The following is a 26,121-nucleotide window of genomic DNA, read 5'->3' on the forward strand; positions in this document are numbered from 1 at the left end:
CACCGACATGGTCGTTGGCCAGGACGCCATTGGCCGCATTCGTCACGATCGCCGCGCCGCCTTCCGTCGCGGCCTGCCCGTCATTCACCGCAACCGGCCCGTCGTCGTTGACCTTGACGGTCAGAGACGCATTGGCCGTGTCGTTGTCACTGTCGGTGACCCTTACCGCGAAGTTCTCCCCGATCGCTTGGTCGGCGGCCCCGGTCTGGTTGGGATTGGCGTTCGCCACGTTGTTCGAGAGCGTGTAGCTGTAGCTATAGATGCCGCCGCTCACGGTCACCGTCAGCACGCCGTTGACGCCTTGGACCGAGCCGCCAGAAGTGACATCCACCAAGGTGCCATTCTTGTCCATCACCTCGAGCTTCTGCAGCGTGTCGCCGCCCGTGCTGATGTTGAACGTGCCCGCCGTGGTTTCCGAGTGATCCGAGTTCAAGGCCGGGTCGGCAAGCTCGCCAGTACCCGTCGGCAGGCCCTTCTCGTCGACAACCGCGGTCGCGTTGACCGACGGCGTCCCGCCCTCCGGCGTCACATCGATCGTCGGTGTCGAGTCCTTCAGCAGGTTGATCGTCACCGTCGCCACCGACGAATCGCCGTCGCCGTCGATGATCTGGTACTGGAACGTCACCGTCCCTTCCTCGCCGGCAGCCGGCGCGTAGGTGAAGGTGCCATCATTGTGGTAGGTAACCGTTCCGGTGCCGCCCGCCAGCGATCCCGCGACATAGCTCACCTTGGTCGGATCGGTGATGTTCACCCCGTCCGCGCCGGGCACGTCGTTGGCGAACACGTTTACCGTCACTGCCGCGTTCTCGGTCGCCTGCGTGGCACTGTCGGCAACCGCCGTAGGCACGTCGTCGATGACGGCGACGGCAAAGGTGGTGCTGGCCGAATCGCCGTCGACGTCCGTGACAGTGATGCTGAAATTGTCCGGAACCGTATCGTTCTCGTTGAATCCGTCCCCCTGCTGGGGATGAGTGACCGATTCGGTCACCGTGTAATTGTATTCGATGGCGCCGGTGCTCGGATTGTAGGAGACGATCGTCAGGAAGCCGAAATCGCCCGGGATCTGCTGGCCGACACCGGTGACGGTGACGCCGTTGATGACGATCGACCCAATTCCGTCCGGGGCGTCGATGCTGATCAATCCGACGCCGGAGGTTTCCGAATGGCTCGGCGCCTCGCTGCCCGGCGATTGACTTCCGCCGCCATCAAGGCCTGTTTCACTGGCCGCTTCGGATGGGGCAAGCAATGACGTGGCCGTCACTGTAACCTGCCTGTCGACGATCGAGGGAAACAGCTCGCGCCGCTCCAGAAGCCCGAACTGCAGAGCCGTCGGGGGCAACAGGGCCGACAGGTCGAACCCGTCGCCGATGCCGCCGGGGGGAACCGAGAAGTCTCCGCCCGCGCTCGAATTCGAACCGCCCGGGCCGGCCGAGATGGAACCGTCGGCACCGAAGGCAACATCGACATGGCTGGCTTCCAGCGCTGCCAGCAACGCCACGCGCGGCACCTCGACGTCGCCAATGATGAAGGTCGGCACGTTCAAGGCGCCATCCTTGACCACGATTACCGAGCCGTCGGCCTGTTCGAGCAGAAGGTTCTGGCCATCGACCTTGATGTTGTCGATGGAGGCGTTGGCGGGAAGCCTCACCACATGGCTGGCGTCGGCTACGTATTCGTGCGGCGCAGCTGCCGGCGGTGCCTTTGCTTCCGCGGGGGCTTCTGGCTTGACAGGCGCTCCGCCGCCGACATCGACCGGCACCGGTTCGGACGCTGCCGGCGCGGGCTGCGTCGAATTTGCCTGTGCGACCCGAATCTCCGCCGGCGATGCCTGATCGCCGTGTTCATTGGACGCGGAATGCTCGTTCAAGGAAGCCGAAAAGCTGTCCAACTCGATATTGTTCGTCATGGCTGAAACCCCTCCGATATTTACCGGATAGAGACAGCGGCCACTTCTACTTTGCAACTGCCCCCTAATCTATTTCATATATTATGATATGCATTGCCCGGCATTTTTTACACGTGGTAAACCGCAACAATATAACCTGATATATGTTGGTTTCTGGAGGTCTGGTTGACGGATGACTAGTCGGCATCTTTTTGGTGAACCAAAGTATAAATTTGAATAAAATTTTAGACAAACTGGATAAAGACAGTTGCTGGATATTTATCCACCTTCCTTTCCAATAATTTGAGACAAGATTGGTAGCGTCCACAGTCAAAGGTGGGCGTTATGAAAAAGCAAAAACCAGTTCCGGGAAAAACCCGGCTCCAGATGCTCCTGCTGGCAATCGGGCTTGTCGGCCTGGCGGGGCCGTCATTCGCGAGCGATATCGCCGCATCCGGCTGGCCTCAGGAGAAGGTCCAGACGCCGCCCTGTCTCGGCGGTGTTTCGCTGGCGAGGCCCCAGCCCAGGCAGCCTGCGGGCGCTTACCGGATCGGTCAGGTCATCAGCAGCTATGGCCCGGCAGATGCTGACCGCGGGGATGGCTCGTCAACGGCGCGAGATGACGCCGGGATAGATCCGGTGCAGACCGCGTCGATCATTCCGGGGGTCTTCGGATCGGTTGCCTTGTCCATGCGCAATTTTCCCGTCGCGGCGCGCTGGGCGCCCGTGTACCGGGCAATCACCGCTTGTTCGGCGGGCAGCCCCTGCGAGCGCAAGAGCACAGCTTTTGCCGGCATGGTCGCCGCCGCTCAAGGCAAGGGATTCAGCGAGAAGCTGTCCTTCGTCAACAGCAGCGTAAATCGCCTGATCGCCTACAGGAAAGATAGCGTCGTCTACGGCAAGCTCGACTATTGGGCGAAGCCTTCGGAGATTCTCGAGCGGCGAGCCGGCGATTGCGAGGATTTTGCCATACTCAAGATGACGGCCCTGCTGAGGGCCGGCATTCCAACGCAGAGCATGGCGCTGGTTGTTCTCCAGGACCGCAAGCGAGGCTTCTTTCACGCAGTGCTGTCGGTGAGCACAGGCAGCGGCACCTTCATTCTCGACAGCCTCAGCAACACTGTCGTGCGTGACAGCGATCTCCCGGATTACGTTCCGCTCTACTCGTTCAGCACGGACCGGGCCTGGATCCACGGTTCAAGACCGGGCGGAGCCCAGATGGCTGACATCAAAGGCGGTATCGCAACCGTCGCACCTGGCGAAGGTTTTCAGCCGTAAGTTCTCGTTGGATTGGTGGTGATTCAGCCGCCGAAGACGAACGCCATCAGCAGCTCCGGCTCGAGCACCGGAGCCCGCACCGCATTCAATTGCCCCCGGTATCGACGATCACCCGCGCCGATGACAAAACCGGTGGCCACCGGCGATTCGCCATTGGCATCGAGCCGCGCGAAGATGTCGGCCACGTTGAGGTCCAGCGCCAGCTTGAGGTCGTGCCGTGCGTCATCGCTTGGGGCGATCGGCAATTGACGTTTGACCAATTGCTGGAACGGCGCGTTGAACGACAGGATCTTCTTCGACGATGCCAGCGCAAAGGCTGGTGACGGGCAAGCGACCAGTATGGCGTTGATGGTGTTGATCGATGCAAGCCTTCGCAAGGTCAGGTTTTCATCCGCCAATCCACGCATGCAGGCCACCCGGATCGCGGATGTCAAATTGCCTGTCTGTGCCTGGCTTTCGGCGATCTCGTCGATGAGCATGCCGATCGTGCATTTCCTGCGTTCGGCCATCTGCTTCAGCGACAACCAGAATGCCCGCTCCAAGCGGATGCCGCGTCTTATGCCGCCACGCGCCACGACCCGAAATTCAAGCCCAAAATCCTCGGCCGCGACTGGCGGAAGCAGTCGCTCGCCATCAGGATGAGGGCTGGCGCTACCGCTCACTCATTGCCTCCTCGCGCGCCTTGTTGATCGGCTTCAGGAGGTAGTGCAGGATCGTCTTGCGCCCGGTCTTGATGTCGACCGAGCAGATCATTCCGGGGATGATCGAATAGGCCTTGCCGTCTCTTTGAAGGGTGGATTTGTCGGTCGCCACACGCACCTGATAGTAGGGTTCCCCCGTTTTCTGATCGACCAGGCTGTCGGCTGTGATGTTCGAGACCTTGCCCTCGATGCCGCCGAAGATCGAGAAATCATAGGCGGTGACCTTGATAAGGGCCTCCTGGTCGGGACGGATGAACGCGACATCCCGTGGCGAGACCCGTGCCTCCACCAGCAACGTCTCGGAGGTCGGCACGATGCCGGCGACGACCGCGCCAGGCTGAACGAAGGCCCCGACCGTATTCAGCTCCAGCGTGTTGACGATGCCGTCCACGGGAGAACGGATGTCGGTGCGCGCGACCTTGTCGGTGGCTCCCCTTATGGTCTCATCCACCACCGACAGTTCCGCCAGCGCCTGGGTCAGGTCATCCAACGCCTCCTGCTGCAATTGCAGGCCGAGTTCCTCGACCTGAAGCTGGGCTTCCGTGATCGACGATTTGATCTTCTTTATCGTTTCGCCCGCAAGGTTCAGCTGGCCGTTGAGCTCGGTCTGTTCGCGCTCCACCCGGAGTTGCTCGGTCCGTGCCATCAGGCCTTTCTTGACCATCGCGTCGACCAATTTTGCCTCCTGGTCGCTGACGACCAGGTTCTTTGTAAGACGATCGGAATTGGCCTGCGCCTCGGCCAGTTCCCTCTCGCGCTGGTCAAGGCGTGACTTGAGCACGGATAGCTTGTTATCGAAGTTCCCGCGCCGGGCGATGAGCAGCTTCTGTTCGTTGTCGCAGATTTGCGGAGCGACCGACTGGATGTCCTGCGGGCACGGAAATGGGCCCGAGAGATTGCCGGCCTGTTCGTATTTCAGCCTTGCTATGCGCACTTCCAGCGCGCGCGCCTTGGCCTGCTGCTCGCCGAGACTGGACGTGTTGAGCGTGTTGTCCAGGCGGATGATGAGATCGTTCTTCTTGACCACCTGGCCAATCGTCACGGCGATTTCCTGAACGACACCGGCTTCACTCGCCTGAATGATCTGGGTCTTGGAAGCGGGTATGACCTTGCCGTCGCCGCGTGCGATCTCATCGACTTCGGCAAAGGACGCCCAGGCGACGAAGACCACGAAGAGCGCTCCGATGATGAATATGGACGCCGACGCAAACAGCGGCGGTCGATCTTCTCTGGCAAGCATTTCCCACGCCCCAACGCATTGGATGCAGCAATATTTGTTTTGTCAGGCGCTTGTTTTCTGCAACGCCTGTATGACTTGGTCCTTCGGTCCGTCAGCAACGATTCTGCCCTGTTCGATAACGATCAGGCGGTCGGCCAGCTCAAGCATGCTGAAGCGATGTGTCGAGACGATCAGCGTGGTGTCGCGGTCGAAGGCGACTTTGAGCTGCTTGATCAACTGGCGTTCCGATGCGAGATCCATCGAGCCCGACGGCTCGTCCAGAAAGACGATTTTCGGTTTGGTCAGCAGCAGGCGTGCGATCGCCACCGTCTGCCTCTGGCCACCGGAAAGATTGGTGCCGCGCTCGCCGACATTCATGTCGTAGCCGCGCGGGTGGCGTGAAACGAAATCGTCGACGCCGGCCGCCTTTGCCGCTTCGATGATCTGTTCGTCTGTAGCCTCGGGGCATGCCATCAGGAGGTTTTCCTTGATGGTGCCCGAGAACAGGTCGCCGGCCTGCGCAACGATGCCGACCGCGGCGCGAACCTCGGACGGGTGATACTGGCGAATGTCGATCCCATCCAGCAGCAGCTCACCGGACGTCGGCAGGAAGAGCCGGCCGATCAGCCGCCCCATCGTCGTCTTTCCCGATCCTATGCGGCCGATGATGCCGATCCGCTCACCCGGCTTGACCGAGATATTCAGGCCGGTCAGAACTTCGTTTTCCGAGCCTGGATAGACAAACCCGACATTCCTGAACACCATCGCCCCCTTGCGGATGGGGCGATTGACGAAGCCCACCGTGTCGGGTCGATCTTCCGGCTGAGCCATGATCGAGTTCACCATTCTCAGCGAGAGCATGGCCTGGCGAAACCGGGACAACGTTATGGCGATCTGGCCGAGCGGCGCCACGGCCCTGCTCGCCAGCATCACCGTTCCTATGATTGCTCCTGTCGAAACATGCCCTTCCGAGAAGGCATAGGCGCCGGCCACGACCAGGGCGACGGTCACCAGCTGTTGTATGGATTGGGTGATGTTGCCCGCCGCCGCCGAAAGCTGCTTGATCTTCTCCGACGTGTTGGCGGCGTTCTTGGAGTGCTCTCCCCATTTTCGCAGCAGATATGCCTCGGCGCGCAGCGACTTGATGGTCTCCAGCGTCGAGATGGATTCGACCAGCAGGGCCTGGCGCTGCGACGCTTCGTTCATCGAGGCGGCGACGCGCTTGCCGATGCGGCGCTGGGTGATCAGGCCGACGATGACGGACATCACGAAGGCCAGCGCCGGTATGATCACCAGCCATCCGCCTATCGCATAGATCACAAGGAGGAAGACGAAGACGAATGCCGTGTCGATGAACACGCTGATGGTGTTGGAGGTGAAGAACTCCCTGACGAATTCATATTGCGTGACCCTGTTTGCGTATTCACCGGTCGAGCCGGGGCGCACCGACAGCGACGAGTTCAGCACTTTCTCGAACAGCAGATAGGATATCCGGAGATCCGCCTTGCGCCCGGCATAGTCGATGAGGGAGGCCCTGGCCGTCTTCAAGAGCAGGTCGAACAGGATGACCGCGCCGATGCCGAGAGCCAGCACCCATAGTGTCGATATTGCCTTGTTCGGCAGGATCCTGTCGTAGACGTTCATGGTGAAGATCGGCGAGGCTATGGCCAGCAGATTGATGAACACCGCCGCCAGTACGACTTTTGAGTAGGTGCGCCAGAAAGCGCCCATCGTCCCCGTAAGCCAATGTCTCCGCTCGATCCTGGCCGCCGAGCCGACCGACATGGTTTCGGCGGCATTGGCATAGGTGATCGAGAAGGAAGCGCCGCCGCTGATGTAGCTGGCGGCCAGTTCCGATCGGCCGATCGTGGTGCGGCCGTCTTCCTGGGGCGCGGTGATATACGCATCGTCTTCGCCCAGAGCGAGCAGGGCAACCGGCAATTGGCTGACGCGAAAGACGATTGCCGGCAGGTCGATACGCCCCCTGAGAAAATCGCGGTGGTTGAACTCGGTGACTTCCAGGCCGATGCGTTCGGCAAGGTGCCTGATGTCGTCGGCCGCAATTCGCGTGTCCGAGAGCGGCACGCCGGCAAACAGCACGGTCTCCGCGCTCGGCCTGCCGAGATATCCGGCAACGGCCGAGAAGCAGGCCTTGAACGCCTCCTTGGGGGAGAGGATATTGGGTTGCTGGTTCACGATCTGCCCGTCAGGACGCTCGCTGGACCTTGCGTCGTCTTATTTCTTCCTCACCGGGGCGAGGATATCGAATGGCAGGTCGTTCTTCTGCTCCGATGGCGTCCGCGCATAGGTCTCGGTGTCCGCGGTTTCCGGTGTTGCAAACTCGGTGCGAGCATAGGCTGTCGCTTGCTTTGCCGGCTCGAGATTCATCGTTTTCAGCAACTGTCCGGTCGCGGCCAGGAGCCGGTACTGGGCAAACAGCGATGCGTAGGACGCGGTATCCGCCAGCGTTGCCGTGTTGAACCGCGTATTCTGCGCGTCGAGCACGTCGAGCAGCGAGCGCTGTCCAACCTTGAACTGCTCGCGATAGGAAGCGACCAGCTTTTCATTGGCGGCCGCCTGTTGCCTCAGGGTCTTCGCCAGATCGGCCTGCCGGAAACGGCGATCCCACGAGGTGCGAACGGCTTCCTCGATTTCGCGCAAGACCTGATGATAGGCGAGCCGCTGCTCGCTGGCGCGGCGGATCTGCTCCTGTTCATTGGCCTTGTCTATGCCGCCGCGATACAAATTCCAACGCAGCACCAGACGCGCCTGCAGGTCATTGGTGTCCCCGTCGTCGCCGTCAATGTCGGTGCCTGCCCTGGCCCGACCTTCAGCAATGACTTCAGGGCCATATTTCGCCCGGGCCGCATCCACCAGGGAAGCCGCGGCGTCGATATCGCTGGTGGCCATGTGAACGCGCGGATTGTTCTGTCGTGCCAGGCCGATCGCGTCATCCAGTGACCGCGGAAGCGCGGCGGCGACGTCACCCGGCCGCGAAGCATTGACCAGCGGCTTGCCGACGGTCTTGAAGAACCGGATCTTGGAGGCTTCCAGCTCTTCGGTCGCCTCCTGCATGCGGGCCTTGGCCGCGAACAGACGCTCCTCGGCCTGTTGGCGGTCGGCCTCGTTCAGCGCCCCGCCTGAGATGCCTTGCCGGATGTCGCCGAGTATCGCCTGATGGAAACCCAGATTCTTCTTGGCTTCGGAAACGATCGAAGCCTGCAGCATGTATTCGAGGTAATCCTGGACAACGGACAGCCCGATGAATTCGGACCGTTCCAGCACCCGGAACGACGCTCCGTCGACGCGCGATGCCTGGCGGTTCAATTCCGCGCGACGAGCTCCGCTGTCGAATAATTTCTGGGTCACCACCAGATTCGCTTCCGCCGGATAGAGCGAATCGTCCTCTATCGACAGCGAGCGTCGGGACGAATTGTCGAGCCGGCGAACACCAGCCGATCCCTCGACATCGACACTGGGAAGGTAAAGGCCCTTGGCCTGCCGCAACTCGAACTCGATTGCTTCGCGGTTTTCGATCGCCTGTCCAATCTCGGGATTGGATTCCACCGCGACAGCCATCGCCTCCTTGAGCGTAAGCGCATGAGCGCCCCCGCAGGTCAGCATGGTGGCCGCCATCAACAGACCAAGGCGCCTGCCTATGGTCGACATACCTGTCGTATTCATAATCCCACCCTAACGTTTCCCCAGCGTCCTTTTTCAGAGCGCTAACCAAGCCAAGGCCTGCCCGTCGGTGGATTATCCACAAATTCACGGAATGTGTGAGCGATTATTGATTTAGAGGGCGCTAAATAGCCCTTTTGGGCAACAAGGCTGCGAGATGTAGCAAAAATAGCACATAACTTCGGCTCGCTGTGGTTGTATCCGGACGCCCCATTCAGTGGGGAAGCACAGAAAATCGCAAGCCAGTGGGCCGATATGCCCAGAATCATGGCCGGTTCGGATAGCGGTTGTCGATAATCCAACCGGAGGTTGAACGCTTTTTCAGGCATGCCCCTTGGGTGCCGGGTCCAAAAAATACTCTGTCGCGGCGGCCGGCGTGCGCGTCATGTCGCTCATCACGGCCAAAAGCTGGTCAGCGCGTACCTCTAATTTGCGCTCAACGCCACCATGCGGTCGAGCGCCGCGGTCAGGCCGCGAAGCGACACCGGGAAGCTCAGCGGGGTCTCGGCGTCCGTCGTGACATTGAGCTTCAGCACCGAGCCTCCCCTCAGCTTTGCAAGCGTCGGCCGATCGACGGTAAAGACGGAGACGCAACCCGTCGGCAGGCAGGTCCTGAATCGCTGCGGGGGCAGTGGCGGCTGATCGTCGATCTGCAGCGTCACGCCCGGATCGAGCAGGATGCCGAAGGGCAGAAGCAAGGTAGCCGTCGTCGAGCCGTCCGGGCGTGCCGCGATCTCCACGGCAAGAAGCCTCTGCCCGTTCTGCTGGACCTGGTCTTGCGCGAGCGAGCACACTCTCGCCTTCTCGCGAACCGAACAGGTCACACTCCAGTCCTGATAGACCTCGCGCAGCGATGACGGTCCATCCGGGACAGCCGCCACCTGTTGCTGGGCGAACGCCGGCGACATCAACGAGAATAGAATTGCCCCACATGCGGAGACGGCCTTCGGGCCAGGCTTCATGTGCAGACCCACTCGCGGATCTTGCATTTCTCTCCCGTTGCCTCGCAGGCCTGCAAAGCGAGATCCTCCGCTTCCCGACGGGTCTCTGCCGAGTTCACGCCCCAGGGCGTGAAACGGTTCTCCACCTTGTCCGCCACGGCGAGCGCACCGCAATGCTTGTAGGGAAAGCCGGTCTCGTCGTCATCATCCCAATGGCGATGGTTGCGGAAGACGGTGACGACGTTGCAGGCTTTTCCGCCCGCGTTCTCGCAATATTTCTGTGCGATGTCCTTCGCTTCCTGCCGCTTGTCGGCGCCCCAGAAGAAGCCGTATTTGCTATCGGCCTGCGAATAGGCGATGGCCGCCCATATGCCTTTTTCCTCCTGTTGCGGCTCCGATGGGGCCACAAGGTCGGCTGAGACGACTTGTCCACTCCACAACAAGGTCAAGCCCAAAACTGCCAAAGCCTGCAATCTCATGCTCATGGTCGGCATCCTTTCCTTAACCTCAATCGCTTCGCGTCCTACTTCGCCGCCGAAGCGAGGGAGATCACCACACAGCTTTTGCCCGTCGGCAGGAGAAGCGCTTCACCGGCATTGCCGCCGAGCTCGTAGACCTCGACCTGCCCGAGATGGTCGGTAATCTTGCTGCCCTGCGGCAGGATGGATGCGATGTCGGCGCACGGGCTGGCGAATGGCGCCACCCGCACCATCGCCCCTTCGCAACCCGTGGCGGTGGGCGATGCGAAGACGATGCCGGCGGCCGGTCCGCTATAGCGTTCCGATGCATAGTCCATGCCGACAAAGGCCTGAATGGCGTGCTTGTCGGCCGCCTGATCGTTCCACAGGGATTTGACGCTGTATTTCGTGCCGTTCGTCAGAATCTGTCCGAGCGCCGGATAGACGGTCGAGCAGGCCTGCACACCGGCCTGCTTGACATGCTCGAGGAAGGGCGTGTCCGGAAGCACGGGGGCCGCCGCAGTTTCTGCAGGTGCGGCCGTCGCGCCGCCGACCAGATTGGCGATCGCGGCATAGTTCCCGGCGGCGAAGCCAAGCCCCGCCACGACCAATCCCAGCAATGAATATCCGGCCACGCGTGGCCAGCGCCGCCTTGGGGGCTCGGCCCGCCTCTGCCGATCCGCCTCGACGGCCGGAGTGCGTTTCGCGGACGTGAACTGGTCCTGCTGGCTCATGGTGATGCCCCGATTATTTGAGTGGTGAAAGGGCCTCTGACAGCCCCTTGAGCGTTGCGGTCACGGTGATCGTCTGGCCGTCGACTGTCGAATAGGTGATCGCCGGTGTCGCATTCTGCGAGATCTGTCGGCGCATGACGGGGCCGACCGGCAACATGCCGACACAGACCATTTCGTTGCAGCCGTTCAGGTGCACGTCGATCGGCTGCTTCTGCCCATCGAACTTCAGCGACACCAGGCCATCGCTCCTGGCATTCGCAGCGGTGCGCAGGATCATGTAAGGCTTGCCGTCCTGTGTGGCGGCAAGCGACCAGCTGAAGGCCATCTTGCCTGATGCGTCCTCGATGATCTGCGAGACGTTGCAGACCTTCTTGCGGGCCTTGAGGTTCTCGTCGCAGATCAGCGTCCAGTTATCGAATGGGCGGATGGTGCGCTGATAGTCGCCGAGCTTCACCTCGGGCGGCACCACCACGTCCGAAGGTTTGATCCTGTAGGTCGACGCGACCTGCCCGGCGGCCGGCACGAGGCCGCCGCAGAGTGCCAGGCAGGTCAGGGCAACAAGTCCTTTCATTCCTGCCTCAGTTCAAGGTGAAGCTGATGCCGGCGCCGACACCGACATGCCCACCCGCGGCCGTGCCCGACAGATTGCCCCGGATGCGGCCGTCTTCGCTGGTGTAGCCCGCACCGAAGGCGAACGCGCCTGCGTCCCGCCACAAGCCGCCGCCCGCCGCCACGCTCAGCTTTCCGGGCCGGTCGTCATAGCGCAGCGAGGCGGCCGCAAGGCCTATTGCGGCCGCCTGCCGCGCCTCGTCGCGGATGCCGCTGATGTCCGAATTGAGCTGGCTGAGCTTCTGGTCGGTATAGTCGTTGGCCTGCTGCAAGGTCGTGACCGCCACCTTGTCGGTGTAGTCGTTGGACGTATCGATAGCGTAGGCTACGCGGTTGTCCGTATAGCTCTTGCCCGCGGTCAGGCCCTGGTTCATCTGGTCGACGTTGACCGCATCGGTCCCTTTGACGCCGGGGCCGACATTGGAGATGACGACCGGCGCGTTGACGTCGCCGCCCTGCAACGTGATGGTGTTCGACTTGACGCCGCCCGGGGCGTCATAGGTCACCGCGTTCTCGGTAAGGTTTCCGACGCCGGCTTTCAGATCCTCGATCGCCGTATTGGTGGCGTAGAGCTGCGAGCCGTTGATCGCATCGGTGCTGTCGGAAGACACGCGGCCGGCAGCGACATTGGTGATCGTCCGCTCGGCGCCGGCGTCGCCGACGCTGACGGTTCCGGTTGGAGTCGTTCCGGCATAAGTGTAGGTCTTGCCGTTGATGACGGTGCTGGAGGTCCCGACGGCGGTCTGCGTCACCGAACCGGAACCGAGCGCCACATCGTTGGCATTGTTGGCCTGCGCGCCCTGGCCGAGCGCGACGGCGCCTTGCCCAGCGGCCGTCGAGCCATGTCCCGCGGCCAAGCTGTCGGTGCCGCTCGCCACGCTCTCCGGTCCGATCGCAACGGCGTTGGTGCCGCCGGCGATGCTGTCGGCCAGCGTCGAGTTGGCGTGGAAATACTTGATGCCGCCGCCATTGCTGATGCTGGTCAGCGCATTGTCGACGGCCGTGAAGCCGTCATAGACGGTGGAATAATTGTTGCCCTGGATGTTGTAGGTTGGGCCGGTGATCGAGCCGTCGGGATTGACGGTCGTGCCGCCGCCGAACAGGTTGCTGACGTTTTGCGTCACGCCGCGCAACTGCGAAACGTTGACGCCGTCGGTGTCGGCAGAGCCCGCCGCGACATTGGTGAGCTTGCGTTCGGCCCCGGCAGAGCCGATCGACACCTCGCCGACCGACGTTTGCGGACCGGCGAGCGCAAAGGCCGTGTAGCCTGCCTGCGCGCCGACCGTGGTGATGGACTGCGCACCGAGCGCCACGCTGTTGATGAAGGTGCTCTGGGCGCCGGCGCCGAGCGCCACCGACTGGATGCCGGACGCCAGCGAATTGGTGCCGAGCGCCAGGCCGTCGGCCAGCATGACATGGGCGTTTTGGCCGATCGCGGTTCCGCCGGGTGCGGTCTGGTCGACGATGGCGCCGTTGCCGATGCCGATGCCGTTGTCGCCGTTGACGACCGTGGTCGGACCGACCGCGACCGACTCTGCCCCGACCGCCAGCGAGTCGCCCGCCGCCGAATTGGCATGGAAATACTTGGTCGAGGTGACCGATACGGCAGCTATGGCGCCGGCGAGTTGGCGCACCGTCACCGCGTCCTGGTCCTGGGTGCCGTCGGCCACATTGGTGATCTGCCGGTACGAGGTGGCATCGCCCACCGAAACGGCGCCGAGCAGCGTCTTGTCGGTTGTGTTGTACTGGATGAAGTTGGATGGGCCGGCGGGCAATTGCCCGGTAGTCGGAGCGATCGCACGATCGGAAACCGAACCCGAACCGAGCGCCACGCCGCCGTCGATGCTGGCATTGCTGTCGCGGCCGAGCGCCAGCGCGCTGTCGCCGGTCGCGGTCGCCTGGTAGCCGACGGCGGTGGAGCCGACCCCTTGTGCGAAGGAATCGGTTTGCGCCAGCCCGGCCTCGTTGGTGCGGGCGTAGCGGATGCCCTCGCCATTGGCGTCGGTATAGGCGGTCGAGGTATCGCCGGCGATGTTGTTGATCGTGTTGCCGAGATCGGTCACGGAACCGCCAATGGTGCTGAGCGTGGTGCCGATGGCATCGACGGCCTGGTTGGTGGCGGCGAGCTGCGAACCGTTGATGGCGTCGGTCGACGTCGAACTGATCCGCCCCGCGGCGACATTGGTGATGGTACGTTCCGCACCGACCGCGCCGACGCTGACCGTCGAGGTCGGAGTGGTGCCCTGGAAAGCGTAAGTCGTGCCGTTGATCACGGTACTCGGCGTGCCGACGGCGACGTCGGTGACACTGCCCGAGCCGAGCGCCACGTCGCCTGCGTTGCCAGCGGTCGAGTTTGCACCCAGCGCGAGCGCATTCGCGGCGCTGGCATTCGCTTGCATGCCGAGAGCCGTCGCCTGGAGGCCGGTAGCAAAGGCGTTCTGGCCGATCGCGGTGCTGGAGGTCGCCGTGGCGTTGGCGTTGGCGCCAATGGCGGTGCTGTATTGGCCAGAGGCGTTGGAAATGTATCCAATCGCCGTTGCGTCGAGCGCCGATGCGACGGCGCCGCTGCCGAAGGCCGACGCATTGGCGTCGGATGCACTCGAATTGACACCGGCCGCGATGGCGTTCGTCCCCGTTGCGGTCGCGACGGGTCCGATCGCAACGGAGTCCGTGCCCGTCGCCGAGGAGTCCGCCGCCGTCGAGTTGGCATGGAAATACTTGATGCCGCCGCCGACATTGATGTTGTTGACGACGGCGCCGATGGCATCGACGGCCTGGTTGGTGGCGGCGAGCTGCGAGCCGTTGATGGCGTCGGTCGACGTCGAACTGATCCGACCCGCGGCGACATTGGTGATGGTGCGTTCCGCGCCGGGCGCGCCGATGCTGACCGTCGAGGTAGGGTTGGTGCCCTGGAAGGCATAGGTCGTGCCATTGACCACCCCACTGGCCGTGCCGACCGCCGTGGTGGTCACCGAGCCCGAGCCGAGCGCCACGTCGCCGGAGCTTGCCGCCGCCGTCGCGCCATCGCCAAATGCGATATTCCCGGCGAGGCCGGCGGCACCTGCCGTGGAGCCGTTGCCCAACGCCACTGAGCCTTGGCCGATCGCCTTGTTGTTGTTGCCGATGGCGACGGCACCGTTGGCCACGTTGGCCGCGGTGGCGGTCGCCGTGCCGTCGCTGTTGGCGATGTTGTTTGCGCCGCCGGTGAAGGCGCCGGTGCCGCTGGCGAAGCTCGGATCGCCGATGGCAACCGCGCCGTCTCCATAAGCGACGTTGCCCGCACCGATGGCGACAGCCTTGCCCCCGCTTGCGTTTGCGTTGGTGCCGATGGCGACGGCGTCGACGGAGTTCGCAGTGGCCTGGAGACCGACCGCGATGGCGTTGGCTGCGGACGCCGTCACGTCCGTGCCGATGCCGATGGCGCTCTGTGCGCTGGCGCCTGCGCCAAAGGTGCGCGAGCCGACATAGATGGCGTTCAACCCGGACGCGCTCGCCGAAACGCCGACAGCGACGGCATTGGTGCCGCTGGATGCGGCGCCGATGCCAAGCGCTGTGCTGGCAATCCCGCTGGCGTTGGCGCTGACGCCGGCGGCGAGGGAATTGTCCCCCGTCGCATTCGCTCCGGACCCGAAGGAGGAAGAGTTTACACCGCTGGCAACGGCCGTGTTGCCAACCGCTGTGCTGGCGGCGCTGCTCGCATTTGCGGTCGTGCCGATGGCGATGGAATCGTTGCCCACGGCGGTGGCTAAACGGCCGCCGGCGAACCCACGGTCGCCGCTGGCCGTGGCGTTCCCGAGGGCTGTGGAATTCGCTCCCGAAGCAACGGAGAAGGTGCCGAGGGCGGCGGAGCCGGCTCCCGTGGCCTGGGTGCTGGCGCCGATCGCGACCGCGTTGGTGTTGGTTGCCGCCGAACCGGCCCCCAGCGCCATCGAGGCCACGCTCGAGGCCGACGCGTTCTTGCCTAGAGCCACCGCGTTTCCTGCAGATGAAACGGATTGGCGTCCTATCGCAATGCTGTCGACCTGAGATGCCCTGACGTCCGTGCCGATGGCGATGGCGCTCTCTTCAAGGGCGCCCATTCCCGCAACAGTTCGGTTGCCAAGATTGACGGCGTTGATCGCGGTCGCGGTCGCCTGGAAGCCGATGGCGATGGCGTTCTGGTTGCTTGCGACGGCGCTATTGCCTTGGGCAAGCGAATCCAGCCCGGACGCTGTTGCACCAAACCCGAGCGCGGTGGCGCGCAGTCCGGTCGCCCGGGTAACATAGCCGATCGCCGTCGAGTTCGTTCCGTCCGCACGCGCGTTCAGGCCAAAGGCGGCCGCGCCTGCGGCTGCAACCGAGTTGACGCCAATGGAGCTTGCTCCATCCGCAGTAGCTTGGGCGTTCCCGCCTAACGCGAGGGCGTTGACGCCGGTTGCCTTCGCAAAGACACCTATGCCTATGGAGTTGAGGCCATTGACACTCATCGAATAGCCGATGGCGATCGAAGCATCGCCCGTTGCGCTGTTGGAGGTGCCCAATGCTACGCTGTTCGCGCCATTCGCCTGGGTACCGTTACCGATGGCGACGGCGTTGCCGGCTGTCGCCGACCCGCCGCCGGCCTGATATTGCGCCTGAGCCGGCGTCGCAGCCATGCCGATCGCGAAGGCGCCCAGCATCGCGGCCGCCACCCCCGACTTCCCGCCGACGCCCAAAGTCCCCAGCCCCAGGCGCTTGCGCCCCATGCCGAGCGCACGATGCGCCATCCGCAGCACAGCCATCAGGCGGCGGCGAACCGAGCGGGAACTGACATCGGCCCCCGCGATCCAGTGCCCGGCGAAATGCGCCGCGCGACGCTGAACAAGAAGCGAGCCGTTCGAAAACTGGTTGTCGGTCATGGTTCCCTCTCCGCTGGCCGGCACGAAATGTCTGACAATTCCGCTCCACCGCAGGAAGACATGATTCCTGCCCGCGGTATTTCACGAAATTGCTGCCTTGTGAGAAAAGATCGGAGCAAACCTGCAGAGGTTAACGGCTTGTTACCTTAGCCAATGCTTTAAAACCAAGAAATAAAGCAACGACCTAAGCGCCGCCTCATCTAACCTTGGAGTTAAGCTTGCCCACCCGCAGCTGCAGCGGCGTCACCTGGCGGTATTTCTTCATCACGGTGGTAAAATGGCTCTGGCTTGAAAATCCGCAGGAATGCGCGATGTCGGCGATCGTCATGCGGCTGTCGGCAAGCAGTCTTTCAGCCAAATCCAGCCGCAGCTCGAGGACATACTGGTGCGGCGGCACCCCGAACGTCCTCGAGAAAGCCCGCATGAAGTGGTACGGCGAGAGCTCGCAAACTGCGGCCATCTCGGCAAGCGCCAGCTTGCGCGTAAAGTTCTTGTCCAGAAATTCCTGCACGCGGCGTATGCTGCGGACCGAAAGTCCGCCTTTCGCGTTGAGCGTCGGCTGTCGCAGATTGGTTCCGGAAGCCGGTCCGGGGAAACCATCATCACCCGGCATTTTTCGGCCTCCTGACACGTCCCAGATGAGGTTCAACCGGAGGCTTTCCTCCTCGTTCCCCCGAAAAACAATTCGTGATTGATCGAAGCCGACCGGCATCGCCATTCATCGGATCGTTCCGGCCGGACGGCGAACGATGAATGTCTGCGAGACGGGATCGCGGACGGAGGATATGACACTCCCCCGCGCGATGGCCCTCCTGGGCCCGGCGTTTTCAGGAATTATGTCCAGGACAAATCGAGCTGTCCGTTCTCGATTGACGCCCCGGGAAACGCCGCTTTCCCGAGCATCGTCCGTATTTTTCATTGCCTGGCCTCAGCCGCTTGTCCGCCGCCTGAAATCCCCCTTAGCCCGACCCGGATCCAACGTAACGCACATGGCGCGGAGTGTGAATAACATCCGTACGCAAAGAAAAAATTTTGTTCGGGATAAGAAGACGAACCAGTCAACAAGGCAAGGGCTGGACCATTTCGGAACCTTCGCCGGCGCATTGGCTGACGGAGCATCAAACGAAAAACCCGCCTGTTCGGCGGGTCACTGGCGCAAATCAGCACCATGCACGAATTTATACCTTAGCTGAGGTCACCGAGTCAAGAAAAAATTCCTATCGTGAAAGCTGCCAGCGCAAAAGCTGCCACACCGAGCCCGCTGCCGCGAGGCCTCTGGTTGGCCTGAGTTCGGAGCCCTGCTTCAGGTTTGGACAATTCGACCAATTCAGCAGCCCTTCAAGGCAATGCAGAGCTACCCGATTTGCTGCCGGTCATTGCAGATCGTCGCGACGATTCTCGTACAAATCCCATGTAAGTTCCACAAACCCCAGAAGAACGTCCTCCTCGCTCCACCCGGCAGCGACCGCTGCCTGAACGATCTCACGGACGAGAGGCAGCAATTGGCGTTGGCATTCCGCCGACGCGTCGGCAGCTGCGTCATCGCCGGGAGGTCCATCGAAGTTGAATTTCATCATTCAGCGCCCCCCTCGCCATAATCAAAGTGTTTATATAACTAAATTCATTTCTCCTGATATACAATAGAGGTGGTACCAAAGCATAAGAGGCTTCGGTGGGCCTGGGAAGAACAGGACGATGCCAGGCTTTATGCTTCCCCTCGGTCAGGTTTGTCCTTCTGAACAGGATCTATCGGGGTGCTTCAGCCCATCGATCTCTGCGGCCGGTCGAACTCTTCAGCCGGGGCCGCATGCCACCAACCGGCGAATGCACGGCACGAGCGGCTGCATTGCCTTCTGCAACCGCTCGCTGGATAGTCTCGGCATGTTGGCGACCCTGGCGACTCACTGGCCGCAAATTCTGGCGATCATCTCCGTGGTGATGGCGACGGTCGGCATCGTCCATGCCGTCATGACCAAGGAAGATGTCCGCGCCGCCACCGGCTGGGTCGGCGTGATGGTGCTGTCCCCGATCCTCGGCGTGCTGATCTATGCCGTCGCCGGCATCAACCGCATTCGCCGCGCCACGATCACCGCCCAGCGCCCGTTTGCCGATGGCGCGGTGTCCGCCAAGCACGAGCGCGACGTCGCTGTCGAAGAGACCCTGATCGTCGAGCGCTACGGGCAACGATTCACGGGCTTGCGGACATTGGGCGACAGGGTGGCGCGGCGCGCGCTCAATCCTGGAAATGCAATCGATGTGCTGGAGACCGGCGACGAGGCCTATGCCGCCATGTGCGCGGCCATCGATGGTGCCGAGCGCAGCGTCCTGCTCGAGACCTATATTTTCGACAATGACGCCGTCGGCCTGCTCTTCGTCCAGGCGCTTGCCGGCGCCGTCCACCGCGGCGTCACCGTCCGCGTGCTGATCGATGCCGTCGGCGCCCGCTACTCGGTGCCGAGCATCCTGGGGCATTTGCGCGAGGCCAACATCCCCGCCGATGTCTTCAACGGCAACATCGTCATGGGCCTGCGCCTGCCCTACGCCAATCTGAGGACCCACCGGAAGATCCTGGTGGTCGACGGCATCACGGCCTTCACCGGGGGCATGAACATCCGAAAAGGCTTCTCCGCCGAATTCGCCGGCTCCAACAGCGCCAGGGACACACATTTCCGGGTGACCGGTCCGATCGTCGCCGACCTCTTTTCGGTCGCCGCCGAGGACTGGCGCTTCGCCACCAACGAGGCGCTGAAAGGCGACGCCTGGCACATCGCCCCGCTGTCGCCGTCGCCAGGCGCACCGATGATGGTGCGGGCGGTTGCTTCCGGCCCGGATGCCAGCAACGAGACCAACCACAAGCTGCTGATCGGTGCATTCTCGGTCGCCCGCAAGTCTATACGCGTGATGTCGCCCTATTTCCTGCCGGATCGGGAACTGATCAGCGCGCTGATCACCGCCGGCAGGCGCGGGGTCGAAATCGACATCGTGGTGCCGGCGGTGAACAATCTTTTCCTCGTCGACCGCGCGATGATGGCGCAGTTCGATCAGGTGCTCAAACACTATTGCCGTGTCTGGCGCACCGAGGGACCGTTCGACCATTCGAAGCTGCTTTCGATCGACGGCGTGTGGGCCTATGTCGGCTCTTCCAATCTTGACGCCCGATCGCTGCGGCTGAATTTCGAGATCGACTTGGAGGTGCTCGATGCCGGCTTTGCCAGCGAGATCGAGGCGCGGATCGGGTCGGCGATCGCCTCCGCCGTGCCGGTGACGCTGGAAGCTTTGCGAGCCCGGCCGTTTCTTATCAGGCTGTTCGACCGGGTATTGTGGCTCGGTTCACCCTATCTCTAAGGCGGAGGTGCGCTTGAGGAACTCGTCCGTCATGGAACATACGCGGAAATTGCCTATTTTCACTGTATCCGGCTTCTGAATTGATGCCAGCGAGGACGAGCAGCACAGAGATGCACAGAATTGGACGCAGCCTCCCGGCAAGCATGCTTCTGTCCCTTCGTGACCGCCGGATGCAGAAAGCGAATGCCGCCGCACTCAAGACGACAGCCACCACCGGCACGCTGGTTGCCTCCTACAATGTCCACAAATGCATCGGCGTCGACAGGAAATTCGACCCGGAACGGACCATCCGCGTCATCCGCGAAATCGATCCGGATCTCATCGCGCTGCAGGAAGCCGACAATCGCTTCGGCGACCGTAATGGGCTTCTCGACCTGCCCCGGCTCGAACGGGAAACCGGCTTGGTTCCGGTGCCGATTTCGGCCACAGGCAAGGGCCATGGCTGGCATGGCAACGTCTTGCTGTTCAAGAAGGGCGTCGTTCGCGACGTGCACCAGATCAAGCTTCCGGGACTGGAGCCGCGCGGCGCGGTGGTGGCGGAGATCGACCTCGATGGAAGCCAGACGCTGCGCATCATCGCCGCCCATCTTGGCCTGCTGCGCCGCTCGCGCTCCCAGCAGGCGCGCGTCGTGCTCGACCTGATGAACAGCCCGGACGAAAGACCGACCTTGCTGCTCGGCGACCTCAACGAATGGCGACTTGGCAACCGCTCCGCTCTCAACACGCTGCATGCGACGTTCGGCCCGCAGCCGCCGGCGGTCCCCACCTTCCCGTCGAACCTGCCGCTGCTGGCGCTCGACCGGATCATGGCCAACAGGCACGGCATGATTGCCGCCATTAACGCGCATGACACGCCGCTTTCGCGCGTTGCCTCCGACCACCTGCCGCTGACGGCCTTCGTACGCCTGGAGCGTATCTCCGATAACGCCTTGATTTCTCCGGTGTCGCAAAGCGTGTAGATTTACGCTGGAACGCCCTGGCATGATCAGCTGACGAAATAGCGCTGCCACTCGAAGTCGGTGATGTGCGACGCCTGCCAGGCGTCGAATGCCGCCTGCTCGGCTCGCCGGCTCTCGGCATAATTGTCGCGAAAGGCCTCACCAAACGCATCGGCGCAGAAATCCGATGCGGCGAAGGCCTCGATCGAAGCATTGAGCGTACGCGGCAGTTTCGGCTTGTCGAGATTGGCCAGGTTCGACGTCACCGGCGCTTCGAGCGGCAGATCTTTCTCGATGCCCTCGCATCCAGCCGCCAGGATCGCGGCGATCGACAGATAGGGATTGATGTCGGCGCCCGGCGCGCGATGCTCCAGCCGGCAGGCGCCGTCATTCGGCGTGGTGATGGCGCGGACGGGTGCTGTGCGGTTCTCGAAACCCCACGCGACGTCCTCCGGCGACCAGGCGCCACGATCGAAGCGGCGGTAGGAATTGACCGTCGGCCGAAACAACAGATGTGTTTCCTGCATCCGGTGGAGCACGCCGGCAAGGAACTTTTCCGCAACCGGCGTCAGCCGGTTCGGGCCGGCGGCGAAGGCCGGCTTGCCGTCGCGCCACAGGCTGACATGGTGATGCGCGCCGCAGGCGCTTTCCTTGCCCGGCGGCTGGAAGCGCGTCATGAAGGTGGCGACCAGGCCACGCTCGGCGCACAGCTCGCGCAGATGCAGCTTGGCACGCATGGCGTCGTCGGCTGCCTGCAGTGCCGATTTCGGCGTCAGCGCATATTCATACATGCCATAGCCATATTCGGTGACCAGCGAGGCCACCCCGATGCCGATGCTCTTCATGCGGGTGATGAATTCGGCGGCAAAATCCTGATATTCGCCGCTGCGCACCAGATCATAGTTGATCAGCGAATGGCCCCAGGGCTTCAGCTCGCGGTAGCGCCCGGCGCGCATCAGATCGTGGTCGGCATGGAAGATGCCGAACTCGTATTCGAGCGCGATCATCGGCTCGTAGCCGAGCGCCCTGGCGCGTTCTTCGACGCGGGCCAGCACGCCGCGCGGATCGAACGGACAGACCGCGCCGTCGAGCATGTAGGAGCTGGTGATGGCGGAGGCGAATTTCGGCTTCCAGCCGTGCTGGACGACCGTTGCCGGATCGATGATCCCCTTGATATTTGGAAAGCCGTTCTCCTCATTGGCGCTCGGCGAGGCGAAGGCAACATCACCCATCGGTTGGCCGTCGCCATGGGTAACGCAATAGAGGATGGCGTTGATGGATTCGCCATAGGTAGAGAGCTTCAGCGGTGCGATCTTGGAGCGGAACGCCCCTGATGTGTCGACCGTATGGATCTCGATGAATTCGACGCCGTCGGCCGCCAGCTTGCTCTGCAGCGCTTCGAGCCTGGGCTTGTAGGCCGCGGCCTTATCCTCAAATTCCACTTCAAACCTCCACCAGGAAAACTCGGAGCAATTCCAGGAAAAGTGTGAAACGGTTTTCCGTCCGGAATTGCGTTAGAAGAAACGGACAGACGCTACGCTATTTCGCGTTGCGCCTGAAAAATCGCGACAACAATTCGTCGAGCTCATAACGGCCGCTGATGCCGCTTGGCCGGAAGGCCATGCAAAGCACGATGACGACGCCGAGCGCCACACCCGACAGCCCGAGCAGCTGCGGCAGCTGGAGGCCGGCGATCGTCACGCCGGATTCGATGCTGCGGATGAATTCCAGCCCGACCGAAAGCACGATCACGCCGGTCACCGCGCCGGTCACCGTCGCCATGCCGCCCAGGATCAGCATCGCCAGCGTGTTGAAGATCATCTGGAAGTAGAAAAGCTTGGGACTGATCGTGCCGGCAAAATAGGCGTAGAGCACACCGGCGAGGCCGCAGATCAGCGCCGACAGCACCCACGACATCAGCCGCAGGCGTCGGGCGTCGATACCGAGTGCTGCGGCGGCCTGCGGGCTCTGGGCGCTGGCGCGGAGCTGCAGGCCCCAGCGGCTGTCCTTGAACAGCCGCGCCAGCACGATCACCACCACCGAGAACACCATCATCCAGGGCAAGCCGACCACCTTCGGGATGCCGAAGAAGGCCTGGTTGCCTTTGAACAGATTGGTCCAGTTGAGAAACACCGAATGGACGATGATCAGCAGCGCCAGGCTGACGATGGTCGCGGCGACACCCGACAGGCGGCTGATCACCTTGCCGCTGACCGCGGCGACGATGCCGACCATGATGAGCGCGATGAGCGCCGACGACACCGGATCGAGTTGCAGCGTGGCGAAGCCGAACGGCGCATGGGGGATCGACAGTTTCTTCATGGCCAGTGGCGTCGACAGGATGGCGACGCCATAGGCGCCGAGGCCGACAAAGGCACTGTGGCCGAGATTGGCGATGTTGCTGTTGCCCATGAACACCTGAAGGCCGACGACGACGATCAGGTTCACGAAGGCGCCGAGCGCCAGATAGGTGTAGTAGGTCGGTGCGAAATTCAGGATCAGCAGCCCGACCACCAGCACCGGCACCGACGTTACCAGCCCACCGATGAGCGAGCGCGTCAGCGCAGCGCGGGATTGTGCGACAGCAGCCGGCGGAGATGCGGTCTCTTCGATTGCCTGCGACACGTCAAATCTCCTTGTCGCCGAGTTCGACCCGCTGGCCGAGCAGGCCTTCTGGCCGGTAGACAAGCAGCGCGACGATGATCCCGTAGGTGAGCGCGTCCTTGAAGCCCCCATACTCCTGCGGCAACGCAACCAGCAGGCCGACCTCGATGAAGCCCAGCAGCATGCCGCCGGCCGCAGCGCCCGCCAGCGAGCCGAAGCCGCCGATCACGCAGGCGACGAACGCCTTCAGCACCAGGCTGAAGCCGAGATCGGGCGAGACGCTGCCGCGCCGCGCGATGATGAAAACGGCGGCGATGCCGGCCAGTGCGCCCGAGATGGCGAAGGCCGTGGCGATCACCCGGTTCGCCTTGATACCCATCAGCCGCACCGTGGCGAAATCGCGCGACGCCGCGCGGATGGCGAGGCCGAGCGTCGAACGGTTGAGGAAGAGCACCAAGGCGAGGATGGTCAGACCCGAGACGATAAGCTCCATCACCTGCAGCGACGACACCGCGAAGGGGCCGAAGAACCACATCTGGTTCAGCCCGTTGAGGATCGAAACCGACTGCGGCTTGGGTGAGATCAGCAGCATGAACAGGTTCTGCACGACGATCGAGACGCCGAAGGCGGTGAGCAGCCCGGTCGTCGTCGGTGCATAGCGCACAGGCCGGAACGCCACCCGCTCGAAAGCGATGGCAGCCAGTGCCGCTGCGGCGACTGCAAGCAGCACCGCAACGATGGGCGAGGTCAGTCCGAGCGCGGCCGCCAGGAACACGCTGTAGGCGGAGACGCCGATGATCTCGCCATGCGCGAAATTGACAAGGCCCATGATGGAGAACACCACCGCAAGGCCGAGCGCCACCAACGAATATTCGGCGCCGAAGGCCAGCGCATTGAGAAGCTGCTGCAAGGCATAATCCATGTCGCCGCCTACCCGCCGATATAGAGGTTGAAGAGGCCGTTTTCGTCGGCAAGGCTGGATGGCGGCCCGCTGTGGCGAAGCGTTCCAGCACTGACGACATAGACGCGGTCGGCGAAGCGCAATGCCTGCCTGGCGTTCTGCTCGACCACCAGCAGCGTCAGCCCTTCCGCCTTCAGCTCGCCGATGAAATCGAAGATCTGCACCACGATCTTCGGCGCCAGTCCCAGCGACGGCTCGTCGAGCAACAGCAGCTTCGGCCGCGACATCAGCGACCTGGCGATGGCCAACATCTGCTGCTCGCCACCCGATAGTGTGCCGGCCGCCTGCCCGTAGCGTTCGGAAAGCACCGGAAACAAGGCCAGGAAGCGCTCGATGTCCTGGCGCACGCCCTTGGGATCGCGCCGTATCGCCGCGCCAAGCCGAAGGTTCTCGCCGACCGTCAGATTGGCGAAGATGTGCCGGCCTTCGGGGGTGGAGGTCAGGCCGGCGCGAATGCGGTCCTCGGTGCGGACACGCGAAATGTCCTGGCCGTCGAGAACGATGCGGCCGGAAACCGGCGTGACCAGGCCGGTCAGCGCGTTGATGGTCGAACTCTTGCCGGCGCCGTTGGGGCCGAGCAGGGCGACGAGTTCGCCCCGCCCGACCTTCAGGCTGAGGTCGCGCACCGCGCTCACCGCGCCGTAGCGGACGACCAGATTGTCGACGCTCAGCACGACGAGGTCTGCACTGCGAAGTCTCGATCCGTCATCGCTTTCTGCCCGTCAGTTCAGCGCCGGAACGAAGGTCGGCGGCGTGTCGGTGATCAGCACCCGCTTGCCGTTCGCGAACCCCATCACCGGCACTGCTTTGACCGGATAACCCTTCTTCTCGGCGAAGGATATGACCGGCGCGGTGGTGCCGGGATAGCCACCCGGCGCGCGGATCGCCTCGCGCAAGGCGGCGGGCTCGACCGTGCCGGACTTCTTCGCCGCCTCGTAGCTGATCTGCACCATATCGGCGCCAAGCGCGTCGAAGATGCCGTTGATCTTGTAGCCGTCGGCCTTGCACTGGGCCAGGAACTTGTCGATCGGGCTGTCGACGCCGGTCGCGCCATGGGTGGCGAACATCACCTTCTCCAGCGATGCCGGATCACCCACGGTGCCTTCCAGCGACTTGTCGTCGAAGGCATCGCAGCCGGCCACCCAACCGTCATAGCCATTGGCGCGCAGCTGGCGGATGAAAATGCCGACATCGGGCAGCACGCCGCAGATGTGGATGGCGTCCGGCTTCTGCGGCAACGCCTTGATGCTAGCGATCTGCGGCGACCAGTCTGATGTGCCCCAGGAATAGTTGAGCTTGGAGACGACCTTGCCGCCGAGATGCTCGAACACCTCGCCGAACCATTCCGGCAGCTTTTCGGAATAAGAGCCTGCATCGGGCGAGACCATCAGCGCCACGGTACGCGCGCCCTTGCCGTAGAGCGCATTGGCGGTCGCTGCCGCATTGATCGGATCCGGCACCGCGCCGGCAATGAAATTGTCGAGGCCGGCCTGCTGCATCTCAAGCTGCGTGTTCGGCGCCGAGAATACAGTGGCACCATAGGGCGCGGCGATCTGCGCTGTCGGGATCAGCGCATCCGGGAACGGCACGCCGGTGATGACCTGGGCGCCGGCATCGAGGAATTTCTGGCCGAGCGACACCGAAAGCTGCGGATCGGAGCGGTTGTCCTCGATCATCAGCTCGACCTTGGGATCGCCGGCGCCTGCGGCCTTGTTCAATTTGTCGGCCATGCAGCGCGCCCCTTCGGCCTCGCTGTAGGGTGCGTAGGTGCCGGTCATTGCCACCGCGAGCCCGATCTTCAGATCGGCGGCACCGGCATGCGTCACCTGCAAAAGCCCCGCCGCCACGACCGCGGCCCCCAAAATCATCTTCTCCATTTGACCCCTCCTT

20 protein-coding genes are annotated in these 26,121 nt (G+C 62.9%); 3 read left to right on the forward strand and 17 right to left on the reverse strand.

The features are described 5' to 3' along the window. Nucleotides 1-1,906 (reverse strand): Ig-like domain-containing protein (locus tag NKJ67_RS33505; RefSeq protein WP_352585623.1); only part of this gene is annotated, 1,906 nt, incomplete at its 3' end. A gap of 324 nt (nt 1,907-2,230) precedes the next feature. On the opposite strand from NKJ67_RS33505, the gene NKJ67_RS33510 reads away from it, so the two are divergent. Further along, on the forward strand, nt 2,231-3,163 hold the full coding sequence (locus NKJ67_RS33510) for a transglutaminase-like cysteine peptidase (RefSeq protein WP_352585625.1): 933 nt from the start codon (nt 2,231-2,233) through the stop codon (nt 3,161-3,163). 23 nt (nt 3,164-3,186) lie between these two features. Here the strand turns inward: NKJ67_RS33510 and NKJ67_RS33515 are convergent, their stop codons facing one another. The 11 genes from NKJ67_RS33515 to NKJ67_RS33565 form a co-directional block, all read right to left on the reverse strand. Next, nucleotides 3,187-3,825 (reverse strand): ribbon-helix-helix domain-containing protein, encoded by a 639-nt coding sequence (locus NKJ67_RS33515; RefSeq protein ID WP_128304952.1) that lies wholly within the window; start codon nt 3,823-3,825, stop codon nt 3,187-3,189. Next, on the reverse strand, nt 3,815-5,104 hold the full coding sequence (locus NKJ67_RS33520; RefSeq protein ID WP_127320297.1) for an HlyD family type I secretion periplasmic adaptor subunit: 1,290 nt from the start codon (nt 5,102-5,104) through the stop codon (nt 3,815-3,817). The genes NKJ67_RS33515 and NKJ67_RS33520 overlap by 11 nt, the downstream gene beginning before the upstream one ends. 42 nt (nt 5,105-5,146) lie before the next feature. Continuing rightward, nucleotides 5,147-7,279, reverse strand: a complete 2,133-nt coding sequence (locus NKJ67_RS33525; RefSeq protein ID WP_352585628.1) for a type I secretion system permease/ATPase — start codon at nt 7,277-7,279, stop codon at nt 5,147-5,149. 39 nt (nt 7,280-7,318) lie between these two features. After that, nucleotides 7,319-8,767 (reverse strand): TolC family protein, encoded by a 1,449-nt coding sequence (locus NKJ67_RS33530; protein ID WP_127326707.1) that lies wholly within the window; start codon nt 8,765-8,767, stop codon nt 7,319-7,321. A gap of 422 nt (nt 8,768-9,189) precedes the next feature. Beyond that, on the reverse strand, nt 9,190-9,726 hold the full coding sequence (locus tag NKJ67_RS33535; protein ID WP_292336231.1) for an invasion associated locus B family protein: 537 nt from the start codon (nt 9,724-9,726) through the stop codon (nt 9,190-9,192). Further along, a complete protein-coding gene (locus NKJ67_RS33540) occupies nt 9,723-10,184 on the reverse strand; it encodes a DUF4189 domain-containing protein (protein WP_352585648.1) in 462 nt (153 codons plus the stop codon). The genes NKJ67_RS33535 and NKJ67_RS33540 overlap by 4 nt, the downstream gene beginning before the upstream one ends. A 44-nt stretch (nt 10,185-10,228) precedes the next feature. Beyond that, complete coding sequence (locus NKJ67_RS33545) at nt 10,229-10,897, reverse strand: hypothetical protein (RefSeq protein WP_127267771.1); 669 nt, start codon at nt 10,895-10,897, stop codon at nt 10,229-10,231. Between the two features lie 13 nt (nt 10,898-10,910). Beyond that, complete coding sequence (locus NKJ67_RS33550) at nt 10,911-11,468, reverse strand: invasion associated locus B family protein (protein WP_256745554.1); 558 nt, start codon at nt 11,466-11,468, stop codon at nt 10,911-10,913. 7 nt (nt 11,469-11,475) lie between these two features. After that, the gene (locus NKJ67_RS33555) at nt 11,476-16,383 is read right to left on the reverse strand and encodes a beta strand repeat-containing protein (RefSeq protein WP_352585631.1); all 4,908 of its coding nucleotides are present in this window, start codon (nt 16,381-16,383) and stop codon (nt 11,476-11,478) included. A gap of 196 nt (nt 16,384-16,579) precedes the next feature. Continuing rightward, the gene (locus NKJ67_RS33560; protein ID WP_352585633.1) at nt 16,580-17,101 is read right to left on the reverse strand and encodes an AraC family transcriptional regulator; all 522 of its coding nucleotides are present in this window, start codon (nt 17,099-17,101) and stop codon (nt 16,580-16,582) included. A 655-nt stretch (nt 17,102-17,756) separates the two neighbouring features. Further along, nucleotides 17,757-17,960, reverse strand: coding sequence for a hypothetical protein (locus tag NKJ67_RS33565; protein ID WP_256745551.1), 204 nt, complete (start codon nt 17,958-17,960; stop codon nt 17,757-17,759). Between the two features lie 304 nt (nt 17,961-18,264). Between NKJ67_RS33565 and NKJ67_RS33570 the strand changes: the two genes are divergently transcribed. Beyond that, nucleotides 18,265-19,728, forward strand: coding sequence for a phospholipase D-like domain-containing protein (locus NKJ67_RS33570; RefSeq protein WP_352585635.1), 1,464 nt, complete (start codon nt 18,265-18,267; stop codon nt 19,726-19,728). Between the two features lie 110 nt (nt 19,729-19,838). Beyond that, nucleotides 19,839-20,687: an endonuclease/exonuclease/phosphatase family protein gene (locus tag NKJ67_RS33575; RefSeq protein WP_127271470.1), complete on the forward strand. Its 849-nt coding sequence runs from the start codon at nt 19,839-19,841 to the stop codon at nt 20,685-20,687. A 26-nt stretch (nt 20,688-20,713) separates the two neighbouring features. Here NKJ67_RS33575 and NKJ67_RS33580 read toward each other — a convergent pair whose 3' ends face one another. The 5 genes from NKJ67_RS33580 to NKJ67_RS33600 form a co-directional block, all read right to left on the reverse strand. Further along, on the reverse strand, nt 20,714-22,108 hold the full coding sequence (locus tag NKJ67_RS33580) for a glutamine synthetase family protein (protein ID WP_256745549.1): 1,395 nt from the start codon (nt 22,106-22,108) through the stop codon (nt 20,714-20,716). A 97-nt stretch (nt 22,109-22,205) separates the two neighbouring features. Continuing rightward, entirely contained in the window at nt 22,206-23,291 is a 1,086-nt protein-coding gene (locus NKJ67_RS33585) for a branched-chain amino acid ABC transporter permease (protein ID WP_256745548.1), read from the reverse strand. Nucleotide 23,292: 1 nt separating this feature from the next. Beyond that, a complete protein-coding gene (locus NKJ67_RS33590) occupies nt 23,293-24,192 on the reverse strand; it encodes a branched-chain amino acid ABC transporter permease (protein ID WP_256745547.1) in 900 nt (299 codons plus the stop codon). Nucleotides 24,193-24,200: 8 nt separating this feature from the next. Next, the gene (locus tag NKJ67_RS33595; protein WP_256745546.1) at nt 24,201-24,905 is read right to left on the reverse strand and encodes an ABC transporter ATP-binding protein; all 705 of its coding nucleotides are present in this window, start codon (nt 24,903-24,905) and stop codon (nt 24,201-24,203) included. Between the two features lie 48 nt (nt 24,906-24,953). Beyond that, nucleotides 24,954-26,108 carry an ABC transporter substrate-binding protein gene (locus NKJ67_RS33600; protein WP_127269566.1) on the reverse strand — a complete coding sequence of 385 codons (1,155 nt, stop codon included), beginning with the start codon at nt 26,106-26,108 and terminating at the stop codon, nt 24,954-24,956. Nucleotides 26,109-26,121: the final 13 nt, after the last annotated feature.

Source organism: Mesorhizobium sp. M0088 (assembly GCF_040322895.1).
In the GTDB taxonomy this organism is placed as follows: domain Bacteria; phylum Pseudomonadota; class Alphaproteobacteria; order Rhizobiales; family Rhizobiaceae; genus Mesorhizobium.